The following is a 22710-nucleotide window of genomic DNA, read 5'->3' on the forward strand; positions in this document are numbered from 1 at the left end:
TGGCGCAAAAGCAAGGCGAGCGCCATTATCCCCGGCTGATTAGACCATTACAGGCTTTTCGTCACAATTTCGTAGCTATCACCCGAAAGTTCTGGGGCGGCTTTAATTCGCTCCAGCTCGGCTCGCATCGCCCTGGCGCGAGCGGGAGTGTAACGCCGCCAGCGGGTTAAAGGCGTGATCAAACGCGCCGCGATCTGCGGATTCTTGGCGTCCAGGGCAATCACTTGATCGGCCAGAAACCGATAACCCGCCGAGGGATCATCCAGCAAACCGGTATGAAAGTTAATAGGGTTGCCCATACAAAAAGCGCCAATAACGGCGCGAATCTTATTGGGGTTAGCCCCATCATACGCTGGATGCTGCAGCAAAGCGCTGACCCGTAGCAGAGCGTTGGGGCGCGGATCGCGCGCCTGCAGCGACAGCCATTGATTCACCACCAAAGCCTCGTCCTGCCATTTCTGATAAAAGGCGGCGAGCGCGGCCTCAGCATGTTCGCTCACCAGCGGCGACTCTGAATAGACCAATGCGCTTAGCGCCGCGACCTCGTCGGTCATATTATTAGCGTTGTTAAACTGCGCCAAGCAGTAATCGAGGTCGGACTGACTGGGATCTTGCATCAGATACGCCAGTGCGGTGTTTTTAAGGCTGCGCGCCGCGATAGAATCAGCCTCAGCGCTGTAGGGTTTGCGGTTGTCATAGGCGGTTAAACGCGCTCGCAAGGCCTCGACAAGCTCAGCGGCAATGGTTTTTGTCAGCAAACGTCGCGCGCTGTAAATCGCTTCGACATCCACCTCCTCGTACTGCTCGGCGATATAATCCTGCGACGGCAGTGTCAGCATTAGCGCCACCATCGCCTGATCCAGCTGCTCATCGCCCAGCAGTTGTCGATAGCTGTCAATCAATAGCGGGTCTACGGTAAACCCCTCCAGGCTGCCCTGCCGAAACGCGCGTATCGCGTCATCCAACACTGCCAGCGCCAAATTTTGCGATGCCTCCCAGCGGTTAAAACCATCGCTGTCGCGCTGCATTAAATCGGCTAAATCTTGTCGGCTGTAGGCAAAGCTGAGTTTGACTGGCGCCGAGAAACCACGCAACAGCGAGGGCACCGGGTGCTCGGGCACATCGTTAAAAATAAATGTCTGCTCAGGCTCGGTTAACTCCAGCACTTTTTGCGTGTTATCTTCGGGCAAATCGTCCAGCGTTTCGCCGTCGAGTTTAAGTGCCAGCTCTCCGGCACTACCCAGCAAGCCCATGGCCACGGGTATGTGAAATGGCTTTTTATCACTGCACTCTGGAGTAGCCGGGGTGGATTGACTAAACGTTAAGCTGTATTGCCGCGAGGCCTCATGGTAGTGATCGGTGACCTTAACGCGCGGCGTGCCCGCTTGGTCGTACCAGCGCTTAAATTGCGTTAAGTCGCGCCCCGATACATCGGCCATTGCCTGAACAAACTCTTCTGTAGTGACCGCTTGGCCATCGTGACGCTCGAAGTATAAATCGGTCGCCTTGCGAAATTCATCGGGCCCAAGCAAGTTTGCCAACATGCGCACGACCTCGGCACCCTTTTCGTAAATGGTTATGGTGTAAAAGTTAGAAATTTCAATAAAGCTGGCCGGACGAATCGGGTGTGCCATAGGCCCGGCATCTTCGGCAAACTGATGCGCGCGCAACACACTGACATCCTCTACCCGCTTAACGGTACTGGAGCCCATATCCGCCGAAAAACACGAATCGCGATAAACCGTAAAGCCCTCTTTAAGGCTCAACTGAAACCAATCGCGGCAGGTCACGCGGTTACCTGACCAGTTGTGAAAATACTCGTGTGCCACCACCCCTTCGACTCGCTGAAAACCTACATCGGTTGTCGTCTCGGGTTTGGCTAGCACGCAAGAGGTATTAAAGATATTCAGGCCTTTGTTTTCCATCGCCCCCATATTAAAGTCGTCCACCGCCACGATCATAAAAATATCCAAATCGTATTCGCGGCCGTAAACCTTTTCATCCCACGCCATAGAGTTCTTTAACGAGGTCATGGCGTGATCGCATTTGTCGAGATCTTTATTTTCGACAAAGATCTCCAGCGCCACCTTGCGACCTGACTGAGTGACAAACTCATCTTGAATCGAAGCCAGATCGCCGGCAACCAAGGCAAATAAATAGGCTGGCTTTTTGAAGGGGTCGTGCCAGGTCGCAAAGTGCCGACCGTCCTCTAAGGTGCCGCTATCGATCTTATTACCGTTTGAGAGTAATACTGGACAGCTGGCACGATCGGCGATTATCGTCGTGGTAAAATCGCTCATGACGTCGGGGCGATCAAGAAAGTAAGTGATTTTACGAAACCCCTCGGCTTCGCACTGGGTGCAGTAAATGCTGCGCGATTTATACAGCCCTTCAAGCGACGTGTTCTGTTTTGGGTATACCGTCACCTCCGTCTGCAAGGTAAAAGAGGCCGGCGGGTTAAACAGTGTCAGGCCTTTCTCATCCACCTGATACTGATCGTTGGCGAGAGTTCGGTCGTTAATGGCAACACTGACAAGCTCTAGGTTCTCGCCATGTAAAAACAACTGCTCGCACGCGCTCGCTTGGCGCTCGAACGCTAAGCAGGCACTGACCCGAGCCGATTGCTCGCGGATATCCACCCGCAACTCGGTTTTGTCGATACGGTACGCCGGCGGCTGATAGTCTTTTAAATAGATGGTATGCGGCGCATCGTTTTTTTGATCGCTTGTTGAAGCGTTTGCGGGTGCGTTCATAGAAGCCTCAGTACATGTTGTGCGGTATTGTTGGGTGTGGTCAGGCGCGCTATTCGCTTATCTCAAGCTGCACCTGATAGCCAGAAAATTTTCTAACATTAAAAACTTCGTCACCAAACATCAGATACTGCCCCTTAATGCCGGTTAAACGTCCTGACAGAATCGGTTGTTTATCAAGGTTGAGTGATTTAATTTTGCTGGGGTATTGCACCACCGGGTAACTGATCACTTTAACCGGCTCGGCATCACCGCCGCCTAGCAGCGCGCGAACAGCACTAGGGCCATGCTGCTCATTTAATGTATTGGCGTAAGGCATAACGATAGCGGTTAACTCGGCAGCGAGCGCGGTTAGATCCACTTCGGTAGGCGCGCCTTTCAGCATCGCTTGCCAGCGGGTTTTGTCACTAATGTGTGGCTTAAGCTCTGTTTCGATCAAGCCTGCCAGCTGCCGCGTGGCAACACGAAATATAGGTTTTGCCCAGCTCGCGCCCTGATCAACCCAACGTGTGGGTATTTGGGTTGCACGGGTAATGCCCACTTTTGGGTCTGACGAGTTGGCCACATACACAACATGCTCATTAAAACAAAACGATTGCGCCCACTCCGGCTCGCGGCAGGTGCCTTGATCAAAGTGACACTTCTCGGGGCTCACCATACAAATATCGCACGAGGCAGAGCGGGTAAAGCACGGATAACAATGCCCCTGAGAAAAGCTTTTTTTAGTTTTGCGGCCACACAAAACGCAAAAAATCTCGCCACTGGCCACGAGGGTTAGTTGATGATTAAGCAGCTCACTAAGCGGCACCCGGGTATCACCTAACTCTAACTCGTAATGCGCCAGCCCATCGCTATCGAGCTGGGTATGCATTTTTTTTAGCGGACCATTCACCGATATCACAGACATTGTAGTACCTACCGCCACTTCAGCGGTGTTTCGGCGTCGCTGTCGGGCACCGACTTATCGCCACCGTCACTGCCACAGTGTTGATGCGGTTTGGGGGGGATATACCCGGTATGAGCTTCGGCGGGTAAATGTTGATGCTCATAGGAAATAACCGCCTGCATGCAAAGCTCGCGCTGCTCTTGGGTTAGCCGCTGGCCATCGGGCCATTTGCCAATTTCTACCGCAAGCTTTAATCGCTCGTAGATGTCCGGGGTAATACTCTGCAACAGTTGTTGTAAATTACTCATGGAAAAACCTAACCAATCAAAACACTCAAAAATGTGGCCAACCCATCAAGGGCGATATTAGTGGCGCACAAACCCGGCACGTTTAGCCAGCGAAAAAGCCCCGGCGATAAACATCCCCACCAGCAAGCCGCCCAAATGGGCACCATTGGCGATGCCACCGGCCAAAAAATAATCGATAACACCACTGAAGCACAGAACCAACCAGGCCAGCATAAAAATAATAATCCCGCGCGGCACCGCCAACATAGGGTTAGGATTAAGCCACTGGCGAATCCAAATGTAGCCTACTAAGGCGTACACTACACCAGACATCCCACCAAACAGGCTGACCTCATCGGACCAAAAATACTGCGCCAAGTTACTCACACTGGCGGCCGCCAAAAAAAACAAGGTGTAGTTGAGGGTGCCGACGACAAACTCTAGCCGGCGGCCCAAGTCCCACATCCACAAACTGTTAAAGACAATATGAAAAATGCCAAAGTGCAAAAAAGCCGGCGTGACTAAACGCCAGTACTGCCCGTTCGCCATGGCCTCGGAGAAAGGCTGCCAGCGATAACCACCGGCAACAGCCTCGATCGGGAAAAAGGTTAAATAACCCAACCACTGACGTAGCACTTGCGTCTCGACCACCGCAAAACCAAAAACGCTTAGCGCGATAAGCAACAGCGTAACCGGGGTACGCCACGGCGACAGGGCTTTAGGGCGCGGCCAAGGGGTCGGCTTTGCCGCTTGGTCTGCGGGCGCGAGCTCGCCTTGTTGCCACTGCGCCAGCAATTGCGCCACAGGTTCAACCAACCTGGCATCGGGCACTTGTAGCGCCTGTTGGCCGCGAACTTCAACAATACGATGTGGCACCGCTCGGGCCCGCAACTCGTTCTCCAAGGCGCTTAAGTCATCACTGAGAGGGAAAACACTGACGTTGTTCCAGGACACAGACATCATCCGTTTGGGCCAATGGCAATTGGCGTGTATTGATAGTAAAACTATTTTAAGGGTCGACGTACACCCAGACAAAATTCTGCCGGTTGAGAACACCGGTGCCATCGGTACGATACGCCACTAAACGACCAAACTTAACGGCGCTGTAATCTAAGCAAGCCACATTACTGGCAACCGGTGCAGGCTTACCCGACAGCCAGTAATGGCCGACAAACACCGGCGGCTGCGCACTATCATACACCACCAAGCGCGCTCTCAGCTCGTCATCAACCGATAGTTGAGCCACTTCATCGGGCAGCGCATCCGGCTGAAACTCAAGATCTCCGAGGCACGCGGGGGCTTTAACCCAGAATTTCGCTCGAAAACTACGCCGCCGATAACCCTCGGCGCTAAACATACGGCAATGCTCGGGCAGCGCCACCTCGACCCCTGAGGTCAAGCGTTTGATCGCACGGGCACTGCTGCTGGCGGGGTCAGCCATTGCCACCAACTCGGCCTCGCTCACATAGGCACTGCTGCGCGCGGCGATAACCGCCTCGTCCCAGCAGGCGTGGACAACCCGGTATTTGCCAAAATCGAGGTACAGCGGCAGCGTTTTAAACCACCGCAAATGATCCTGCCACTCGTCGGGGTGGGCGGCGAACTGCGTTAGGGTATCGGCGATGGTCCGGGTATTGCGCGGCGTGTGGGGGCGCAGGTAGTTTCCGGGGGCGCTGGGGTGCGCCGAGCAGTAACACAGTGCATGGATCTCGTGATTGCCCAGCACCATTCGCGCACTGCCCGCCTCAACCATGGCGCGCACGAGATTTAGCGCCTCGCGAATACGCGGGCCACGATCGACAATATCCCCCAGAAACACCGCTAAACGCTCTGGGTGACGAAAAACACCGGCGCTTTTTTGGTAACCGAGCTGTGTTAGCAACCGTATTAAGGTTTGTTCGCAGCCGTGCACATCACCAATAATGTCCAGCCGCTCGGCCCACAAAGCATCTTCGGTTAGCTTGGTTTGACTCATGACTTGTCCAGCAAGTGCCCTCCCCAGCCCAGCTTAGAGCGACAGCGCTCATAAAAATTGTGATTGAGCGGATGCAGCAGTTGCAAGTGCTGAGGTTTTTTACTGATGATTATTTCATCGCCGCCCGCCACCACATCGTGCGTTTGGCCGTCACAGGTGACGTGAGGAACGGCGCTATTACCCTCGCCCACTAAGATTTTAACGATGCTATCACCCGCCACTACCATCGGCCGGCTGCTTAAGGTGTGGGGGTTCATCGGCACCAACACGATGGCGTCGAGCTTAGGGTGCATAATCGGGCCGCCGCCGCTTAGGGCGTAGGCAGTCGAGCCGGTGGGCGTCGAGACAATCATACCGTCGGAGCGCTGGCTGGTGACGAAGTAGTCGTCGACATACAGCTCAAACTCCAGCATGCGAATAAATTCACCCGGATGTAACACCACATCGTTTAAGGCATCGCCAGTGCTCACGGGCCGGCCCGCGCGCATTACGTTCATATCCAGTAAAAAACGCTTTTCGACGGCGTACTGACCGTCGAGCACCTCGCCCATTTTTTGCTCAATGGCATCTGGGACAATATCCGTTAAAAAGCCCAAGCGCCCACGGTTAACGCCCAGCAAGGGCACGTCGTATTGCACAAGGTCACGGGCGCCGCTAAGCAAGCTGCCATCGCCGCCGACAACAATCGCCAAATCGCAACAACTGCCCAATTCATCCATATCGGCAACGCGAATATCCGGTCCGCTAAAACCGCCGCCCAGCAACGCGGCGGTTTGCTCCTCAATGATCGTGTTGACATCACGGGTAGCAAGGAACCGCACTAAGCGCTCTACACTGTAGCGCGCGCGATCGTTGTCGAGCCTACCGATAAGGCCAACGGTCGAAAACTGTGTCATTATTTGCTCCTGTGCGAGGCCTTTACGCCTATGGCACGATTGAGTTATCTCTGGCGCCATTATGCCCAAGCGCCACCTAAAGGCCAACGACCAACCCGTAAACAAGCAAAGGGAGGCATCTATCTGCGAGCTGCGTGAGTTCTGCCAGCGGTTGCATCAGCGCTGTGTGCGCGATTTAGCGTTTAGCCTTTACAGTGAATCGCTTTTGCGGCACATGCACGACTGCCCGGCAAAGCCCTACACATTGAGGTTTGATGCTGCCGCAAAAGACTGGTTGCGCCAGCTTGACCGGCAGCCAGCGCCACTTTTGGCCCATTTAGCCAAACGCACCAGCACACGGCTTGGGCTTTATTTTGAATCCCTTTGGAGCTTTTACTGGCAGTACATCGACCAAAGCCGATTGCTGCTGCACAACCATCAACTTAGCCGCAACGGCAAAACCTTAGGGGCATTAGATTTTGTCATAGAAACAACAGCGGGCGAGCTTTTGCATATCGAGGCGGCAGCCAAGTTCTTTTTGGGTCACGTACGCGCCGATAAAACCGCCCGTTCACCGGCTTGGGACTCGACGACCCTAGACTGGATAGGCCCCAACGCGAATGATCGGCTAGCGTGGAAGCTTGAGCATATGCGGCGCCATCAGCTGCCCTTGAGTGAGGCCCCCGAAAGCCAGGCAGCGATTGCCCGGGCCAGCGGCACACAGCGTCCGGTTGGCTCACGGTTTTTACTGCGCGGTTGTCTATTTTGGCCCGGCACTGATGATGATAGTGCCGGGAGGCAAGCACCAGCGAGCCCAAACGACGACATTAACCCACTTGCGAACGCCGGCCGCTGGTGGCATTTAACCAGCTTCTTACAGCTTAACGCCTTGGAGGGCTGCGACTACTTTACCATTTTGCCGCGCAACCATTGGCTGTCCCCGGCATGTTACGCAGGGGCTCTGGCGCCGTTAAATTTAGCAACACTCAAACAAGCGTTGCTAAGGCAGATATCTTTGCGGCAGCAGGGATTAATGGTCGTTGGCTTACGCTATGGCAGGGGGCAGTGGCGGGAAGCGCGCCGGCTGTTTGTGGTGCCCGATCAGTGGCCGGGCACCGCGCGGCCATCGCGCAACACATAATTGGCATCAACCTCGAGCGCCGGCTGAGCGCTGCGAGCAAACAGCTGTTTACTGCCAAGCAACGCTTTAACACGGATGCCTTGCTCGCGTAAAAAGTGCGTGGCAGCCTCGGCCCGGCGGCCGGTGTCGCAGTAACTAATGTAGTGCACACCGTGCTGCAGCAGGCGCGCTTTAATCGCCAACAAATGCAGCGGCACATTAACAGCACCAGGGTAGTGACCTGCGCTGTACTCTTCCTCACTGCGAACATCGACGACTACCGTATCTGCATCTAGGTCGGTAAGTGCCTGCGGGGTGACCCAGGGCACATCCGGCGCTTTAAGCAGACGGTAAAAATCTTGTTTCGGCAAACACATCAGTACGCCTTTGCTGGTCATGGTGACCGACGCATTGCGCGGCGCCTCATTGACGAGCGCATCCTCCCCAAAGCAGCGGCCCGCCTTAATACTGGCCAAGTGCTCGGTGCTTTCACCGCGCTTGCGGGTCACCTCAGCATTGCCCTCTTTAATAAAGTAGCATTGATCGCCTACCTCACCTTCGCGGATAATCCGCTCGCCGGGCTCGACCAAACGTACCTGCATATGTTTAAAAATCTTCTTAACGTTGATCGGCGGCACTTTAAAAAATAGGTTGGAATGCAACACTTGCATCATCCAGTCGACGTCTTCATCCATGTCGGGCTGACGAGCAATCACGGTGTGTAAATAATCTGCCGCCTGACTCCAGCACAGCAGTTTATCCATTTGCTCGGCGTCCAGCGAAAGCAAGGCGCAATCACTGCTGGCGCTAACGCTATATTCGCGTGGCTCGCAAGGGGCAACCGGTCGTGCGGTATCACGCCCTTTCATAAAATGCAGCTCACCCTCAGAGCCTTCGAGCTGCAATTCGCCAAACAGTAAAAAGTAACAGCGGCCATCCATGGCGCCGCGCCGCCATAAGATCTGGCCCGGGTAAAGGTAATGTACCTGGGCGTTTTCTAACAGCACATCCAGGTGGGCCTGGCTCATGTATTTCAACGGGATCAATGAGCGCGTTTGCGCTAAATCGATACTTGGGTGGGCCGCCGCAAATACTGTAGGGTTGGACATAGTTTGATCCACCGTTTTATACCTTAATACGAGCAAAAGTTTTTTCTGGCACTGTACTTATTGTTGTTGCCGGTTGCTGTGTAAAACCACGCCTACCCTGCAAGCCGCCGGTGTGTACCGCCACAATTCGGTCGCCGCGTCGCCAATAACCAAGCCCGGCGAGCTGGTTGACCGCCCAGAGCATTTTGAGCGTATAAATGGGATCGATCAGCACAGAGTTGTTGTACTCGAACTCCTGCCAAAATGCCAGCATAGCCGGAGTAAGCGGCCGGCCATAACCTTTGCCGCAAAAACCCCACAGCATTTTCCAACTGGGTAACCGGCCTTTGCCGCCCGTATACAAACTGCGCCCCGGCGGGCCCTTTAGCACACTGACACCCAACGCCTCGGTGCCCCCTTCTAGCGCGCTTGCTACCCCTGCCAAGGTGCTGCCGGTACCGGCCGCCATAACGATATGCCGCACATCACCGCCCAACTGCTGCTGCACCGCGCGACCTATATAGCTTGCACCTTGTTCACCCAAAGCGTTTGCACCACCTTCGGGGATGAGATATTCATCGCTTGCCAGCGGCACCTGCTGAGTCTGACACAGACGTCGGTATTCACCGTGGCCGACAAACTGCACCTTTAAACCGGCCGCGCTTACATCTTGTAACGTGTGGGTTGTCGGGCTTTGAGGGTAACCACGCACCAGCACACGCCCGTTAAAACCCTCGGCCTGGCACGCCAATACCAGCGCGTGTAAATGATTAGAGTGAGCGCCGCCAAAGCTTAATAAGGTATCTTTACCCGCTGCCCGCGCCTCTTTGAGATTAAAATAGAGCTTGTAAAACTTATTGCCACCGGGCAAGTGATCGTCGCGCCGCAGCAAAACATCGACGCCCGCAGCGGCACAATGGGGAAGGTAAATCGGTTGATGTAAAACACTGAGGGCGCGCTCCAGCAGCGCCCTATCGATTAACGCGCTTTGCACCTCAACCTCGCTGCAGAGCAAACGTCGAACGAATAGAGCGATGTTCGGCGCAGCGATTTGACTCGCCATCGTGAAAGTCGGTTGGCTGGGTAACACGGTTTACACCAACACCGCACTCTTCACCCTCAGCATTAATGGCCGTGCAGTATGGTGAGTGAGAGTGATCCAGCCACAACCGATAGTGCTGATCGCTCAAACCACATAACTCGGCAAAGTAGGCCTCTGGGTTGGCCATGTAATCGGCCACGCTGGCAGCCGGCAAAGTCGTTTGCCCCACACCCGGAGCAAACACCACAAAGCTGATCCCAGCCTTTTGCAGTGGCGTTAATATTTGCGTGGCGCCCTGCTCTAATAATTGCTCATGATCGGCACGCAACAGTTCAAGCTCCTCGCGTACCGCCGCCTCTTGCTGTTGGCGATAAAAAAGCTCCATCTCGCGCATATCCAAGCGCTCTTGCAGGGCCTCTTGCGCCTCGTTCCGCGCAGCTGCAATTCGCCCGTCAAACTCCTGCTCTAGCTCGCGCAACTGGGTGTTCTCATCGGAGCGCGCGGCGTTTAATTTGTGCTCGTAATACTCGCGCAGACCGCCCAGCTTGCTCTCTTGCATCGCAAACTGCTGCTGCAACGCTTGATACTCGTCCTGCAGGCCCGTCAACTGCTGAGCTTGCACCTCTAACGCTTGCTGATACTCACCAATGCGCTCCTGATGATCACGCTTTAGCTCGTCCAGTTTTAATTTCATACGGCTGCGCACCGTATTAATATGCAACCGCTGTTCTTTTAATGTGTGCGCTAAACGAGTTCGCATGGCCTGAGCGTACTCGCGCTCCAACGCTGCTTTTAACTCAGACGCCGCCAGTTCCGAGGCCATATGGTTACCCGCGGGCTCATCTGGCTCTGGCTCAACCTCCGGAAATATCAACCCGAGTACATTAGTGGCAACCGCTTTTTTCATTAACACAAAGCTATTGCGACCGGGCTCCATCAGCGGGTCCCACAAGTTGTTCTTTTGCCACTCCACCGGGCATTGGCTGTAGCACGCCAAGGCAATGGGGCCCGCCCCCAAATCGGGTCCGCGACTGGCAGCCTCGGCCAACTGCTGCAAAGGCACATTCCAGCGCTTGGCAATCATGCCCCGTGGGTCAAAGTTGACATAGAAGAATACGCAGGTGGTGATTTGCAATTTAGCGTTGATTCGCACATAGACGGCCTGAGCGCGGCAGCCAGCGAAATCCTGCATCGGCACGAAACCATCCATAACGGCTTCAAATTCAGGGTATTGCAGTTGCCGGTCGATTCGACCGTCGGCAAACACAATCACGGCTTCGAGCTGAGTGTCGCTCTTGCTACCCATTATCGGCCCCTGCAAAATAATATTTATATTACAATTTTTATATGGCGTTAGGTATTATCACCTAATGCATCTATTACCAAAAGTATAGGGGGAGTAGCGCGAGAAATCAGCAAAAACGGGGAGTATTACGCAATGGAAGGAAAAATGTGAGAGTTGGTTCAGGTTTTGTGCCCTACCCGGGCCTGCGGACAATTGCCGAGCCTGCGCTCGGATTGTCCACGTTAGACCTCGAAGTAGTCCTCGCCAAAGTCTTCATCACAGTCGTCGATTGGCTGCTCCAGCAGCTCCTCTAAATAGTCTTGCATATCAATTACCTCTTTTTCCGTTATGTCACAGCAATAATGCTGTTATCTAATGACCATTCGCTGAGCAGATCGTTCAGCTACAATCAGATTCCCACAGTTTTATGACAAATAGATGATGACTTTTGCTGAGCGATTAAAAATTTCAACACGGTGTGGCAAACAGGGATAGATCAAGCGCCGCTTAGCGACACGGCGAAAGCAAGATATGAGGCTGGGTGCAGGAAGCTATCAGCACAGAGGGGTTATTAGCGGGCAATTAAAAAGGCCCCTCACAAGTGAGGGGCCTTTTAATATAGTGGCGGACCGGACGGGACTCGAACCCGCGACCTCCGGCGTGACAGGCCGGCATTCTAACCAACTGAACTACCGGTCCGCAAAAACTAACCCGGTTCGAACGCATTAATGGTGGGTGGTACAGGGATCGAACCTGTGACCCTCGCCTTGTAAGGGCGATGCTCTCCCAGCTGAGCTAACCACCCGCGTCGTTCAGAAGCTGCGCATTCTACTCGATCCGTGAAAGGTGTCAAACTCTTTTTAAAGATTCTTTTCTAAGTGATTATATTGCATACGTTTTTTACGATTTTTGGTCACTTTGGCTGAGCCTTAAACAGCCCTCCTGGGCCCGACACCCGCAAACCAAGCTCACCCATTTAATGTCCCGCTCGATAACTGAACCAACCTTCTCGTTTTCTCGCCGAGGGTTCGTTGTCTTGCGCTCTGGGTTGGCGCGACGGTTGGTGCTAGACTTTCGGGCACACTCACTCTGCGAGAACTCAAGCCACCATGAGACCCGCCACCAACCATGCCCCATGTATCCTTGCGATAACCCCGCATCGGCAGGCTCTATTCGGGAGCCTATTAGCTGTAGGGCTTGGCTGGCACAGCGAAGTCCTGGCCGCCACCTCACTGTCGGAAAAAAATTGGCTATTAATCATTATCGTCGTCTTACTGGGGCTGCAGTCGGCACTGATTATCGGCCTACAGCGCAGCCGCTTAAACAACAAGCATGCTCGCCACGCGCTGTCGCAATCGCAAAAAGAGTTAGAAGCCAAAGTGCGCGATCGCACCGAATCGCTGCATCTAACCAATGACCAGCTCTATCAAGAGATCGGTCGACACGAGGCCACCGAGCTTTTACTGCGCGAAACCCAAGAATATCTGCACAGCATTATCAACTCGATGCCCTCCGTCATTATTGGCGTTACCCACCGAGGTTTTGTCACCCACTGGAATGCCGCCGCCGAAGAAAAAACCGGTATTAACTCCGCCTCGGCGTTGGGTGAACACCTGCGGGATGTTTACCCAACCTTACCGGTCGATGGCGATATCATTGGCGAAACTATCGAGGCCGGGGCACCTTACCTTAGTCAAAACATCCAAGAAAGCTATGGGGGTGAGCTGCACTACAGCGACTTGACGATTTACCCGCTGATAGCCGCACAAGCCATTGGCGCTGTGATTCGCATCGATGACGTCACCCTGCGTGTGCGCGTCGAAAATATGATGATTCAGAATGAAAAGATGTTATCGCTGGGCGAGCTGGCGGCGGGAATGGCCCACGAAATTAACAACCCGTTAAGTACTATTTTACACGGTGTACAAAACATCTATCGTCGTATCTCCCCCACTCTTGCGGCCAATCAGCAGGCCGCTGAGCGACACGGCATGACGCTCTCGCAGTTAACCAGTTACCTGGATGAGCGGCGCATCTCACAATTTTTAGAGGACATTCGCGATGCCGGCGAGCGCTCGGCAGACATTGTGACCAATATGCTGGACTTTTCCCGAACCAGCTCACAAACCCAGCGCCCTTTTGATTTGGGGCACGTGGTTCGCCACGGGGTCGAGCTGCTGGCCGCCGAGCGCGCTAGCTTGCCCGCCATTGAGCTGAATATCGATCCATCCCTGGAGCAAATTTACGGCAGCGCGGCTGAAATTCAACAGGTACTCCTCAACCTTGTGCGCAATGCAGCCCAAGCATTAGCCGAAGCTAATAGCAACGCGCCCTTGATTCGCATCACAGTGAGCCAGTGCGAAAAGTACGCAACGGTGCACGTCGAAGACAACGGAGCGGGCATGGCCGATGAAGTCGCGCGACATATTTTTGAGCCGTTTTTCACAACTAAGGAAATTGGCCAAGGCACGGGGTTAGGTCTTTCGGTATCCTACTTTATTGTCACCGAGCATCACGGAGGCACAATTGATGTTGAGTCCACTTTAGGAGGAGGTACACGCTTTACCATTAAGCTGCCTAAAGCGGGCCCTCAGCGTGAAGCCAACGTCGATAAGCACCTACCCAATAACCTGCATTAACATCGAGGTGAGCATCTGGCGCACGCTCAAGCTCGTGCTGAGCCGTATTAAAAAATGATCAATCACGCCACACTACCCCTTATTCACGAGATCACTTAAAAAGAGAGTTTATGGCTATGACGAAATTTCTTAGGGCACCAACGCAACGCTATCTCTCGTGGCCAAAGGCTTTAACCGTGCCATTGGCATTCATGTTAGGACTTAGCGCCTGCCAAACGAGCGCTCCGCCACCGCCCTCGGCCGCGCAAATCAACCAGTTAGCGCTGGACGTCGAAGCGGCTGCGGTCGCCGACATGACCATAATGAACCACTGTAGCGCACTGGGCGGGCCCAGCGGCTCTTATGCCGAAGCGGCCCGCGAATCTTGGCAGTTTGCCAATCAAGAGCTACTAACCGATGCCGAACGCCTTCTTAACGATAGCCGTGTTAATCACGTCACCATTGATGCTATGCCCTACTCGCTTGCAGCTATTGCACGAGTGCACGATTTATCCGTCGAGGCGGGCGAACAACTCAATTTGGCAGGGCGCAGCCCTAACGGGCAAAAAAATGTCTGCCAACGAGAGCTGACGCGAATCGAGACCGAAACTTATAGCTCGTTGTCCGACCTGCCCACAAGAATGGCTTTAAGCGAGCAGGCTCAGTCACTTACAGAACTTGAAACCGGGGTGGCCGATATTCTGACACGCTGGGCACGCTGGCCTAAACCCGGCCGCAGCTATATCACGCTAGCCGAGTCAGCAAAAGCACAATGCACGACGCAATCGCGTATAATCACGCTAGACAACAACTGGCCCAACGAGCGCTACGCTGTATATTGTGGCACGGAGCCAGTCGGCCTGTATGAATGTGAATGGGGCACCTGTGAGGCCTCGACATCCGAATTACCCGAGCGCTCATAGCGCTCGGGCTGCTTGAGAGCCCGCATGACCGAACAACGCTTTACCCCCGACGCCTACCGTCAACAACTACAAGAAAAAACGCAGCGCATCGATACGTTATTTGCCGATAGCGAAATCCCCACGCCCGAAGTTTATACGTCGTCCCCCACCGGATTTCGTATGCGTGCTGAGTTTAAAATTTGGCACGAAGGTGATGAATCGTTTTACGCGATGTATCGTCAGGGTGAATACAAAACGCCTTACCGGATCGATGACTTTCCTCAGGGGCACGAGAGCATTAACCGATTAATGCCGGCACTACTAACAGAAATTAACGCCTGCGAGACAATCCGCCGAAAGCTTTTTCAGGTAGAGTTTTTAACGACCCTGTCAGGCGAGGCGCTTGTCACCTTGATCTATCACAAAAAACTCGATGACGTTTGGCAAGATAAAGCCGAGATTATACGTGAACGGCTTGGCGTATCGATGATTGGCCGCAGCCGCAAACAAAAGCGAGTACTGGGGCAAGACTTTGTCACTGAGTCTTTACAGGTAGACGGCCGAGAATATCGCTACCAACAAATCGAGAGTAGCTTTACCCAGCCCAACGCTCAAGTGTGCGAGAAAATGCTCGCCTGGGCCGTCGCTAACACCCGCCAATGCGGTGGCGATTTAGTCGAGCTGTACTGTGGCAACGGCAACTTCACCCTGCCTTTAGCCGCCAACTTTGAACGAGTAATGGCCACTGAGCTGGCAAAATCGTCGGTCCATTCGGCGCGCTATAACATGCAGTTAAACGGCGTTAACAATATCGATATTGCCCGAATGTCTAGCGAGGAGTTTTCGCAGGCACTGGATAAAGTCCGAGAGTTTCGTCGCTTAAAAGACATCGACTTAGACAGCTTTAACTTCACCACTATTTTTGTCGATCCGCCGCGAGCGGGGCTTGATCCGCACACCACCGCCATCACCCAACGCTACGACACCATCGTTTACGTGTCCTGCAACCCCGAAACGCTGCACCGGGACCTTAAGGTTATCGCCGCCACACACCAAGTCGAAGCGTTTGCATTGTTCGACCAATTCCCTTTTACCCATCACATTGAGTGCGGGGCCATTCTTAAGCGGCGCGTTTAGCCGCCGCTTACAAGACAGACTTTGGGGTTAAAATGTTTTGCCGCGAATGCGCTCGGCCGCGGCTAACACAAACGCACTGTAGGTGTGCTCGTGCTTTAATCGCTCTTTGTCGAGCTTGCGCCGCTCGGCCACAGGGAGCTTTTTCCACTGTTCTAAAATCGGTATATGGGCGGTTGCGTCGCGCAACTGGTAAAACGCGGAGTACTCGTCTCGCACAGTATCGTCTACCGACAGCGAATCCAGCAGCACCGATATACGGATACTCGCCTCCGTCAGGGTCAAGTCCTCGCGTCCAACCGAGCTGGCAATCACTTGAATGCTGGTATTAATGCGCTCGCGCTGCGCTCTCGACTCCGCCTCAACCTTCTTTAGCTGCAGTTTCTGAGCCTGTCGTAAACGGTACAACTGCCACAAATAGTAAGCGGCCACAAGCGCCAGTATCGCGACAATTAAAACACCTATAACAAGCATTAACCAAACCGTTGTATCAGTCATCATCATCCTCAAATTGATCGTCATCTACGGCCTGCTCCAACAGAGGAGCATCAATAGACTTTTTGGTTTTAGCGCCCAGCTTGCGGATATTATCGACTCGCTTAACGAGGTTTCCGCGGCCAGAGGCCAAACGTTTGTGAGCGGTTTGGTAAGCATCCTGAGTTTTCGCCAATTGCGAGCCAACGGCCTCAAGCGCCTCCAATAAACGCACAAAATGATCGTGCAAGGCGCCTGCCTCAGAGGCAATTCGCTCCGCATTTTTATTCTGTTTCTCATAGCGCCATACGTTATCGACCGTACGCAAAATAGCAAGCAAGGTCGACGGGCTGGCGAGAATTATGTTCTGGTCGTACGCCTCTTTGTATAAATTGCTGTCATATTGCATGGCCAGCATAAACGCCGCCTCAACGGGAATAAAAATAAACACAAAATCCAGCGCTTTAATACCCGGCAGGCGCTCGTAATCTTTAGCGCTCAACCCTTTGATGTGGGCACGTAACGACTGAATATGTCGCTGCAGGTACTGTTGTCTCTGCGTTTCTTCCTCAGCATTACAGTAGCGTTCATAGTCCATTAACGAGACTTTTGCATCAATAATAATGTCTTTCCCTTCCGGCAGGTGCACCACAACATCGGGCATTCGGCGGCTGCCATCACCCGCCGAAAAGTTCACTTGGGTATCGTATTCCCGCCCCTTTTGTAGGCCCGACTGCTCAAGCAATCGCTCCAACACAATCTCGCCCCAACCGCCCTGAGCTTTATTATTGCCTTTTAGCGCCTGCGCCAAATTAACCGCGTCTTCACCAATTTTATGCGCTTGGCGCTGCAGCTCGATAATCTGCCCCGAGAGCCGACTGCGCTCTGCGTTTTCTTTTTCGTAAACATCTTCGACTTTTTTACGAAATTCTTGCAGCTGAATCTTAAACGGGCTTAACGTCCCCTCTAGCATACCTTGATTAGCGACACTAAACTGCTCGCTTTTACGCTCAAACAGCTTGTTTGCCGTCAGTTCAAACTCTTGTTTAAGCTCTGTTTTCGCACGTTCTAAAAAGCGCGATTGTTCCGCCAGTGACTCGCGCTCACTGGTCAACTGGGTTTGCAATTCTGTGCGCTGCTGGCTCAGCTCAATAATACGCGCCTCTTGCTGTAAAACCCGCTCATCCAGCTGCTCAAAGTGGCTAAGCCGCTCCTGCAGGCGCGCCGCAAGATCTTGCGCCTGATCTCGAGTCTGCTCTACCGATTGGCTACGCCGTTGCAGCTGCTGCAATTGCTGCGCGCAACCCTCGAGTTCACGGTCACGTTCAGCAACCTGGTGGCGCCAATCGCTTTCAGCCAAAGCGAACCTATGATTTAGCTGCAAATTTTGCTCATTTAGCGCTGCCACTTGCCGCTGCAAAGGACGCATTCGCCAGCCATAAACAACCAGTAACGTGACGCAAATAGATAATGCGGCCACGAGTACGGGCAATAGAATGTGGGAGCTTGCCAAAATTTCAGACATAGTTAAGTTGCATTGCTCACGTGTAGAATACCCATTAAAAATTAAGCTATGACGCTGCACCGTCATAGCGGCCGACTACTTCACCTCAGCGGGGGATTATCGCTATACTAGCAAAAGCCGCCAACCCTAGCCCCGGTTAACATTTGATCGCCCGACGACGGCTAAGCCAACGTGCTGAATAAAAACGATTATGGTGAGCGAGTTATCCTATTGACCGCCGCCAGTTTGCTAAGCTTTAGCGGCAACCTAAACAACCTAATACATTACAGGCCAAGCGCCAGAACGCAGGTAAGCTATTCATACATGAGCCGTTCACCAGACGACACAAGTGACGCCCCCCCGGTGGATCCGTCGCCAAACAGCGGTTTAAGCCGACAGGTACGACGCCTATGCGCCGACGGCTACCGCTTGTACGATAGCGGTGAGTATCGTCTCGCGCTGCGCTCATTCTACCAAGCATGGTTGATAATCCCCAAACCTCAAACACAATACGCGGAAGCCGGATGGGTACTAACTGCCATAGGTGACGGGTACTTCCGTTTGAAGCAATACGAGCCCGGGGCTGAGTCGCTGCAATCTGCGCTATGCTGCCCCACTGCCGAGCAAAGCCCGTTTGTACAATTGCGGCTTGGCCAATGTTTGTGGGAGCTGGGCCGCCACGCCGAAGCTCGCAAATGCTTATTTCACGCCTATCAAAGCCAGGGGGAGACTCTATTTGAGTCCGAACCACCGCGCTACCGCAAGGCCATCGAAGATCTGTTACCACATGAGTGAGACCGCCTTACCAGCCGCACCCCATATCGTTATTTTCGACTCAGGCGTTGGCGGTTTAAGTATTTTACAGGCCGCGCGCCAACAGCTTCCCCACTGCCGTTTTAGTTATTTGTCAGACAATGGCGGCTTCCCTTACGGTAACAAGCCTGCCAATCAAGTTATTGAGCGCGCCTGCCAGGTACTAGAGGCGTTTGCTGCGCAAGTGCAGGATGTAGATATCTACGTCGTCGCTTGTAACACCGCCAGCACCTTAGCATTGCCGCGCCTGCGCCGACATTTTACTCGCCCGGTGGTGGGTGTTGTGCCTGCCATTAAACCTGCCGCCGAGATCAGTAAAAACCGTTATATCGGGTTGCTGGCGACCCCCGGAACCGTCAAACGCAGTTACACCAAACGCTTGATCCAAGAGTTTGCCCACGACTGTCAAACGGTCTGTGTCGGCTCGTCGGCATTGGTTGAACTCGCAGAGCGTAAGCTGCGGCAACGACCGGTAGATTCACAGGAGTTACTCGCGATCCTAGCGCCGCTATTAACCGCCAGCAAAACAAACCCCACGCCAGATCGACTGGACACCTTGGTGCTTGCTTGCACTCACTTTCCTTTGTTAGCCGCCGAAATTCAGCAAGTTTTGGGCGAGCACATACGCCTGATCGACTCAGGTAGCGCTATTGCGCGCCGAATCGAGTACTGGACTGAACGCATTGAGCCGATAGGTCTCGACCCCAAGCTGCCGACCTACGCCTGGTTTACCAAAACGGCCCCGGAAATTGCAGAGCTGAGCGCAGCGCTGCCAGCTTTTGGTTTTAGCGAGAGCCGGATTTTGCGCTAGCCCCATAGCAAACAACCGTTAAGGCGCCACATCATCAAACAGCATTGCCATTAAATGGTCGGCCGGTAATGGCCGACTGTAGAGAAACCCCTGGCCAAAGTGACAACCGCAATCAGATAAAAAGCGGTGTTGCTGGTCGGTCTCGACCCCTTCAACCACAACTTTGTAGTGCAGCGAGTTGGCCATCGCGACAATCAGTGAGGTGATCGCCCGATCCTCTTCATCGTCCGGTAAATCTTTGACAAAGCTGCGGTCTACTTTAAGACTGTTAATCGGCAATCGTTTTAAATAACTTAGCGACGAATAGCCCGTGCCGAAATCATCAATTGCCAGTGAACAACCTTTAAGTCGCAACTTTTCTAACCGCGGTATCACATTCTCCGAGTCTTCCATCAGCGTGCTTTCGGTCACCTCTAGCACCAAGCTCTCAGGCGGTAAAGAGGTCACTTCCAACACCCGATCAAGGTTAGTTAAAAAGCTCGGATCGTTTAACTGTCGCGCCGACAAGTTAACGGAAACACTAAACTTACGGTGCATAGATTTCTGAATAAGCCGCGCTTGATAACAGGCGGTTTTTAGCACCCATTTACCCAGCGGGACGATCAAGCCCGAATCCTCCGCAGCGGGAATAAATTCACCAGGCAACACCAAACCACGAGTCGGATGATTCCAGCGCACCAAGGCTTCGGCGGCTACCATTTTACCCGTCGTCAGATCAATCACCGGCTGATAGTACAGTTCGAACTGGCCATTTTTTAACGCGACGCGCAATTCACGCTCTACGGTTAAGCGTTGCTCTACCGCCAAATTCATATCCGAGGTATAAAACTGAAATGCATTGCGGCCTTTATCTTTGGCCTGATACATAGCCAAATCGGCGTTCTTCATTAAAGTGTCGATATGGCTGCTGTCGTCCGGCGCCATGGTAATACCAATACTAACCCCGGCCACGACTTCTTTGCCCTGTAACTCCATGGGGCGGTTTAAGGCAGTGATTATTTTATTGGCAACCACGTAGGCATATTGCGGGCTTTCGACCTGATCAAGCAACACGGCAAACTCATCACCGCCGAGCCTTGCCACCACATCGTCATCGCGCAGCTCGCTTTTTAAACGACGCGCCACCTCGGTCAATAGTTGATCGCCCGCCTCGTGGCCAAACGTATCATTAATGCGCTTAAAATGATCGAGATCAAGATAAAACAACGCCACTTTACTGCTGGCGCGCTGCCCATGCTGCAGGGCGCGGCCCAGCAGGCGTTTAAACTCTGTTCGGTTGGCCAGCCCGGTTAAATGGTCGTAATAGGCCAGCTTCTCGACTTCCTGTTGTTTTTCTTTTAGATCAGAAATATCTTGACCAACACAGACATAAAACTCCGGCTCTTGATCCTGTCCCATAATCGCCGTGATCGTTTGCATAATCCAAAAACGTTCACCGCGCCCGGTCACGGCGAGATACTCCGCTTGCCACTGACCGGTATCCTCACCTTCAAGACGCGGTTTACCAGAGAGTATTTCAGCCTTAATGCCTTCTATCGTGATCTGCTGCGAGTTTTTCTGGGGTAACAACAGCGCTTGATAGCCTTCACAGTGCTCGTCTAAGTTAAAGCCCGTAACTTGCCAATACTGGGTGTTGGCGTAATCCAGCTGCCACTGCTTATTTAAAATTGCGACTAAACTGACGCTGTTTTCAATAGCGCTCATAAGTTTGCGCGATTCGGCACCGGCTTTATCCAGCAGAACAATTTTATCATCGAGACCCCGCACCAAATGGCGGATCTGATCGAGCATATTGTTAATGCTTTTTCCCAAACGGCCAATTTCGTCTTGGCCAATCTCGGGCACACTTAAATACCAGCGATCCCTATCAATTTTTTCGGTGGCGTCGGCCAGCGCTTGAATACGATAAATCACGATGCGGCGTATACTAAAAAACAGCACCACAAATAAGAACACGGCCAACATGAGAATGTTGACATAAACCGCCATCATCGACTCTCGAAAGGCATCGGCAATCACAGACTGGGGATAATAAAAACTGATCATCCAATCCATTTGCGTCAGGCGATTGGCCACAATGTTTAATTTACCCTCGGCGGCCGGTTCGCGATAAATGGTTCCTAACGCCAACTCACCACTGGCAACATCGTGCATATAATCAGATAAATCGTCGACCTGGCTACTGGTCGCACTTAATGTGGGGTAAATATCATCGCCAGAGGTTTTGTGGGGCGATGATTCGCTGTGCAAAATTAGCTCGCCTTGGCGGTTAAAGATAAACGCCTGTATCTGATTGCCGTCGGCATCCAAATCATCGAGTTTATCAAGCAGATAAGTCACATTAATATCGCCACCAACCACACCGATAAAAGTGTCATTAATGTAAACAGGAAGCACCAGCGACGTCATCCAGACATTACTGTAATTGTCAAAATAGATAGGGGTCCAGCGCGCCTCGCGCTCGGGGTTATTTGCCGGCGCGGCGGACTGAAAAAATACTTCGTGGGTAACGTCGTGGTCAGGCTTGTGGGCGCGCGCAATAGTGCTGGGCCACACCCGTGACATCCGCTGAGTACTGATAAAATACAATCCGCTAAACGCGTGGGATAACACCGGGGCAATATAATCCCAACTGCGGCCGCTGGCGGCAATTTGCCGGTTCAATTGCTCAGTCACTGGCGTGTCTTGATGAACAAATACGGCAGAGTGCTCGGAGTAAAGCCGATAAGCTCCGTCGGCATCGCGATGTTCGGCGATATTAAGTGAGCGTTGTGGCAGCTGGGTAAGATCCTCCAGCAACACCTGGCGGGCCGATTGCAGCGCCTGCAAACGGCTGTCGAGTTCGTTTTCAAGATAGCTATTGTAGCGGGTAGAAAGTGCCTGCAAGCGATTATCATACAGCGCCTGAATCCGCTGAGTTTCGCCAAACCCGACACGAATTGCACCTATAATGCCGCTGAGTACGACGAAGCCAATCACTATCAGCAAAAGCTTCGCGTTTAATGAGCGGATAACAGGTTTCAATAGGCCCCCTTACAAAGCGATACAAACCATCAAGCTGGTGATGGCGGCACCCGTAACGCGGGCCACCGGTGTCAGATAAATCATTTTACACGATTAATAGCAATTGCGAATGCCCTGTACCA

18 protein-coding genes and 2 tRNA genes are annotated in these 22710 nt (G+C 53.1%); 6 read left to right on the top strand and 14 right to left on the bottom strand.

What is annotated here, in order from left to right:
* Positions 1 to 47: 47 nt before the first annotated feature.
* From pepN to ACGHAD_RS09660, 6 genes are read right to left on the bottom strand one after another with little or no spacing between them, the layout of a single operon-like run.
* A complete protein-coding gene (pepN, locus tag ACGHAD_RS09635; protein WP_382415386.1) occupies positions 48 to 2753 on the bottom strand; it encodes an aminopeptidase N in 2706 nt (901 codons plus the stop codon).
* Positions 2754 to 2802: 49 nt separating this feature from the next.
* A complete protein-coding gene (locus tag ACGHAD_RS09640; RefSeq protein ID WP_382415384.1) occupies positions 2803 to 3657 on the bottom strand; it encodes a DUF2797 domain-containing protein in 855 nt (284 codons plus the stop codon).
* An 8-nt stretch (positions 3658 to 3665) separates the two neighbouring features.
* Entirely contained in the window at positions 3666 to 3944 is a 279-nt protein-coding gene (locus ACGHAD_RS09645; RefSeq protein WP_339615069.1) for a DUF1315 family protein, read from the bottom strand.
* Positions 3945 to 4001: 57 nt separating this feature from the next.
* Positions 4002 to 4877: a rhomboid family intramembrane serine protease gene (locus ACGHAD_RS09650; protein WP_382415382.1), complete on the bottom strand. Its 876-nt coding sequence runs from the start codon at positions 4875 to 4877 to the stop codon at positions 4002 to 4004.
* Between the two features lie 55 nt (positions 4878 to 4932).
* On the bottom strand, positions 4933 to 5898 hold the full coding sequence (locus ACGHAD_RS09655; protein ID WP_382415380.1) for a metallophosphoesterase: 966 nt from the start codon (positions 5896 to 5898) through the stop codon (positions 4933 to 4935).
* On the bottom strand, positions 5895 to 6794 hold the full coding sequence (locus ACGHAD_RS09660) for an NAD(+) kinase (protein WP_339615066.1): 900 nt from the start codon (positions 6792 to 6794) through the stop codon (positions 5895 to 5897). The genes ACGHAD_RS09655 and ACGHAD_RS09660 overlap by 4 nt, the downstream gene beginning before the upstream one ends.
* A 61-nt stretch (positions 6795 to 6855) precedes the next feature.
* Between ACGHAD_RS09660 and ACGHAD_RS09665 the strand changes: the two genes are divergently transcribed.
* Entirely contained in the window at positions 6856 to 7914 is a 1059-nt protein-coding gene (locus tag ACGHAD_RS09665; RefSeq protein WP_339615065.1) for a DUF1853 family protein, read from the top strand.
* Here the strand turns inward: ACGHAD_RS09665 and ACGHAD_RS09670 are convergent.
* The 5 genes from ACGHAD_RS09670 to ACGHAD_RS09690 all read right to left on the bottom strand — a co-directional run bounded on the left by ACGHAD_RS09670 (position 7875) and on the right by ACGHAD_RS09690 (position 12113).
* Positions 7875 to 9002 (bottom strand): cyclic nucleotide-binding domain-containing protein, encoded by a 1128-nt coding sequence (locus tag ACGHAD_RS09670; RefSeq protein WP_382415377.1) that lies wholly within the window; start codon positions 9000 to 9002, stop codon positions 7875 to 7877. The two genes, ACGHAD_RS09665 and ACGHAD_RS09670, sit on opposite strands and share 40 nt — an antisense overlap.
* A 16-nt stretch (positions 9003 to 9018) precedes the next feature.
* Positions 9019 to 9975: a 1-aminocyclopropane-1-carboxylate deaminase/D-cysteine desulfhydrase gene (locus ACGHAD_RS09675; protein ID WP_382415375.1), complete on the bottom strand. Its 957-nt coding sequence runs from the start codon at positions 9973 to 9975 to the stop codon at positions 9019 to 9021.
* Between the two features lies 1 nt (position 9976).
* Complete coding sequence (locus ACGHAD_RS09680) at positions 9977 to 11329, bottom strand: hypothetical protein (RefSeq protein WP_382415374.1); 1353 nt, start codon at positions 11327 to 11329, stop codon at positions 9977 to 9979.
* A gap of 601 nt (positions 11330 to 11930) precedes the next feature.
* Positions 11931 to 12007, bottom strand: a tRNA-Asp gene (locus ACGHAD_RS09685).
* 30 nt (positions 12008 to 12037) lie between these two features.
* A tRNA-Val gene (locus ACGHAD_RS09690) sits at positions 12038 to 12113 on the bottom strand.
* A gap of 304 nt (positions 12114 to 12417) precedes the next feature.
* Between ACGHAD_RS09690 and ACGHAD_RS09695 the strand changes: the two genes are divergently transcribed.
* The 3 genes from ACGHAD_RS09695 to trmA all read left to right on the top strand — a co-directional run bounded on the left by ACGHAD_RS09695 (position 12418) and on the right by trmA (position 15965).
* The gene (locus tag ACGHAD_RS09695) at positions 12418 to 13947 is read left to right on the top strand and encodes a nitrogen regulation protein NR(II) (protein WP_382415372.1); all 1530 of its coding nucleotides are present in this window, start codon (positions 12418 to 12420) and stop codon (positions 13945 to 13947) included.
* A gap of 176 nt (positions 13948 to 14123) precedes the next feature.
* Positions 14124 to 14849, top strand: coding sequence for a hypothetical protein (locus tag ACGHAD_RS09700; RefSeq protein WP_339615060.1), 726 nt, complete (start codon positions 14124 to 14126; stop codon positions 14847 to 14849).
* 24 nt (positions 14850 to 14873) lie between these two features.
* Positions 14874 to 15965 (top strand): tRNA (uridine(54)-C5)-methyltransferase TrmA, encoded by a 1092-nt coding sequence (gene trmA / locus ACGHAD_RS09705; RefSeq protein WP_382415370.1) that lies wholly within the window; start codon positions 14874 to 14876, stop codon positions 15963 to 15965.
* Positions 15966 to 15992: 27 nt separating this feature from the next.
* Here the strand turns inward: trmA and ACGHAD_RS09710 are convergent, their stop codons facing one another.
* Complete coding sequence (locus ACGHAD_RS09710; protein ID WP_382415368.1) at positions 15993 to 16460, bottom strand: DUF2489 domain-containing protein; 468 nt, start codon at positions 16458 to 16460, stop codon at positions 15993 to 15995.
* The gene (rmuC, locus tag ACGHAD_RS09715; RefSeq protein ID WP_382415366.1) at positions 16453 to 17961 is read right to left on the bottom strand and encodes a DNA recombination protein RmuC; all 1509 of its coding nucleotides are present in this window, start codon (positions 17959 to 17961) and stop codon (positions 16453 to 16455) included. The genes ACGHAD_RS09710 and rmuC overlap by 8 nt, the downstream gene beginning before the upstream one ends.
* Positions 17962 to 18264: 303 nt before the next feature.
* Between rmuC and ACGHAD_RS09720 the strand changes: the two genes are divergently transcribed.
* Together ACGHAD_RS09720 and murI are read left to right on the top strand one after the other, a co-directional pair.
* On the top strand, positions 18265 to 18735 hold the full coding sequence (locus tag ACGHAD_RS09720; protein WP_339615056.1) for a tetratricopeptide repeat protein: 471 nt from the start codon (positions 18265 to 18267) through the stop codon (positions 18733 to 18735).
* Entirely contained in the window at positions 18728 to 19564 is an 837-nt protein-coding gene (gene murI / locus ACGHAD_RS09725; protein ID WP_382415364.1) for a glutamate racemase, read from the top strand. Before ACGHAD_RS09720 ends, murI begins: the two co-directional genes overlap by 8 nt.
* Positions 19565 to 19582: 18 nt before the next feature.
* Here the strand turns inward: murI and ACGHAD_RS09730 are convergent, their stop codons facing one another.
* Positions 19583 to 22588: an EAL domain-containing protein gene (locus tag ACGHAD_RS09730; RefSeq protein ID WP_339615054.1), complete on the bottom strand. Its 3006-nt coding sequence runs from the start codon at positions 22586 to 22588 to the stop codon at positions 19583 to 19585.
* Positions 22589 to 22710: the final 122 nt, after the last annotated feature.

This window comes from Gilvimarinus japonicus (assembly GCF_042847215.1).
GTDB lineage: Bacteria > Pseudomonadota > Gammaproteobacteria > Pseudomonadales > Cellvibrionaceae > Gilvimarinus > Gilvimarinus japonicus.

Coding starts and splice junctions, on each gene's coding strand:
- pepN (WP_382415386.1), bottom strand. CDS start 2,753: ATGAACGCACCCGCAAACGCTTCAACAAGCGATCAAAAAAACGATGCG.
- ACGHAD_RS09640 (WP_382415384.1), bottom strand. CDS start 3,657: ATGTCTGTGATATCGGTGAATGGTCCGCTAAAAAAAATGCATACCCAG.
- ACGHAD_RS09645 (WP_339615069.1), bottom strand. CDS start 3,944: ATGAGTAATTTACAACAACTGTTGCAGAGTATTACCCCGGACATCTAC.
- ACGHAD_RS09655 (WP_382415380.1), bottom strand. CDS start 5,898: ATGAGTCAAACCAAGCTAACCGAAGATGCTTTGTGGGCCGAGCGGCTG.
- ACGHAD_RS09660 (WP_339615066.1), bottom strand. CDS start 6,794: ATGACACAGTTTTCGACCGTTGGCCTTATCGGTAGGCTCGACAACGAT.
- ACGHAD_RS09665 (WP_339615065.1), top strand. CDS start 6,856: ATGCCCAAGCGCCACCTAAAGGCCAACGACCAACCCGTAAACAAGCAA.
- ACGHAD_RS09670 (WP_382415377.1), bottom strand. CDS start 9,002: ATGTCCAACCCTACAGTATTTGCGGCGGCCCACCCAAGTATCGATTTA.
- ACGHAD_RS09680 (WP_382415374.1), bottom strand. CDS start 11,329: ATGGGTAGCAAGAGCGACACTCAGCTCGAAGCCGTGATTGTGTTTGCC.
- ACGHAD_RS09695 (WP_382415372.1), top strand. CDS start 12,418: ATGAGACCCGCCACCAACCATGCCCCATGTATCCTTGCGATAACCCCG.
- trmA (WP_382415370.1), top strand. CDS start 14,874: ATGACCGAACAACGCTTTACCCCCGACGCCTACCGTCAACAACTACAA.
- ACGHAD_RS09710 (WP_382415368.1), bottom strand. CDS start 16,460: ATGACTGATACAACGGTTTGGTTAATGCTTGTTATAGGTGTTTTAATT.
- rmuC (WP_382415366.1), bottom strand. CDS start 17,961: ATGTCTGAAATTTTGGCAAGCTCCCACATTCTATTGCCCGTACTCGTG.
- ACGHAD_RS09720 (WP_339615056.1), top strand. CDS start 18,265: ATGAGCCGTTCACCAGACGACACAAGTGACGCCCCCCCGGTGGATCCG.
- murI (WP_382415364.1), top strand. CDS start 18,728: ATGAGTGAGACCGCCTTACCAGCCGCACCCCATATCGTTATTTTCGAC.